Origin of the sequence: Ramlibacter sp. WS9 (assembly GCF_003797765.1) — a bacterium.
Lineage (GTDB): Bacteria > Pseudomonadota > Gammaproteobacteria > Burkholderiales > Burkholderiaceae_C > Ramlibacter.
Genome location: NZ_RKMB01000079.1, coordinates 1 through 1,472, shown reverse-complemented (window position 1 = coordinate 1,472; position 1,472 = coordinate 1). Strand labels below are relative to the sequence as shown.

Sequence of the window (1,472 nt, the reverse complement as noted above, 5' to 3'; positions counted from 1 at the left end):
TCATTGGGCGCATAGCCCGCATCCACCGCCGCCCGGCTCGCGCCGATGGCCGCGCCCAGCTTGTCGGCCAGGGGCGTCATCACTTCATTGAACTTCTCCGAGCTGCCGAGTGCGCGGCCACCGGACACGATGATCTTGGCCGCGGTCAGTTCCGGACGGTCGTTCTTGGCGATCTCGTTGCCTTCGAACGTGCTCTTGCCGCTGTCGGCCACAGCCGTTGCGGTTTCAACTGCGGCCGAGCCGCCGGTGGCCGCCGCCGGATCGAACCCGGTGGTGCGCACGGTGATCACCTTCTTTTCGTCCAGGCTCTGCACCACGGCAATGGCGTTGCCCGCGTAGATCGGCCGCTCGAAGGTGTCCGGGCTATCGACCTTGGTCACGTCGCTGATCTGCCCGACGTCCAGCTTGGCGGCCACGCGCGGGGCGATGTTCTTGCCGCTGGCGGTGGCCGGGAAGAGGATGTGGCTGTAAGCACCCGCAATGGCCAGCACCTGAGCTGCCATGTTCTCGGCCAGGCCGTGCGCGAAGTGCTCGCCTTCGGCGTGGATCACCTTGGCCACGCCGACGATCTGCGCGGCAGCTTTGGCGGCCTCGCCGGCGTTGTGGCCGGCAACCAGCACATGCACGTCACCGCCGCATTGCGCCGCTGCCGTGACGGTATTCAAAGTGGCCCCTTTGATCGAGGCGTTGTCGTGTTCTGCAATGACGAGAGAGGTCATTTGGATTCCTTCAGATTCGGTCGAATTGACCGGCGCCTTGGCGTCCGGTTCGAATGAGGCGATTTACAGCCGGCGCTTGCGTCCGGCTTAAATCACTTTTGCTTCGTTCTTCAGTTTGGCCACCAGCGTGGCGACATCCGGCACCTTGATGCCCGCACTGCGCTTGGCCGGCTCGGTGACTTTCAGCGTCTTCAGGTGGTTCTTGATCTCCACGCCCAGGTCGGCCGGCTTGAAGACGTCCAACTGCTTCTTCTTGGCCTTCATGATGTTGGGCAAGGTCACGTAGCGCGGCTCATTGAGGCGCAGGTCGGTGGTGACGATGGCCGGCAGGCTGATGGAGACGGTTTCCAGGCCGCCGTCGACTTCGCGGGTGACGCGGGCCTTGCCGTCGGCGATCTCGACCTTGGAGGCGAAGGTGGCCTGCGGCAGGTCGCACAGGGCAGCGAGCATCTGGCCGGTCTGGTTGCAGTCGTCGTCGATGGCCTGTTTGCCCAGGATGACGAGGCCGGGCTGCTCTTTGTCGACGATGGCTTTGAGGAGCTTGGCGACCGACAGGGGTTGCAGTTCTTCGGTGGTTTCGACCAGGATGGCGCGGTCGGCGCCGATGGCCATGGCGGTGCGCAGGGTTTCCTGGCATTGGGCCACGCCGCAGGAGACGGCGATGACCTCGGTGACGACGCCTTTTTCTCTGAGGCGCACCGCCTCTTCGACGGCGATTTCGTCAAAGGGGTTCATGCTCATCTTGACGTTGGC

At 64.2% G+C, this 1,472-nt stretch carries 2 protein-coding genes; both read right to left on the bottom strand.

The genetic code is table 11. The annotated features are described in order from the left end of the window. Positions 1–719, bottom strand: a 719-nt coding sequence (locus tag EEB15_RS32985; RefSeq protein ID WP_141514226.1) for an electron transfer flavoprotein subunit alpha/FixB family protein, incomplete at its 3' end; no start/stop codon positions are given. A gap of 87 nt (positions 720–806) precedes the next feature. Further along, positions 807–1,472: electron transfer flavoprotein subunit beta/FixA family protein (locus EEB15_RS32980; protein WP_141514225.1), on the bottom strand; the 666-nt coding region annotated here is incomplete at its 5' end.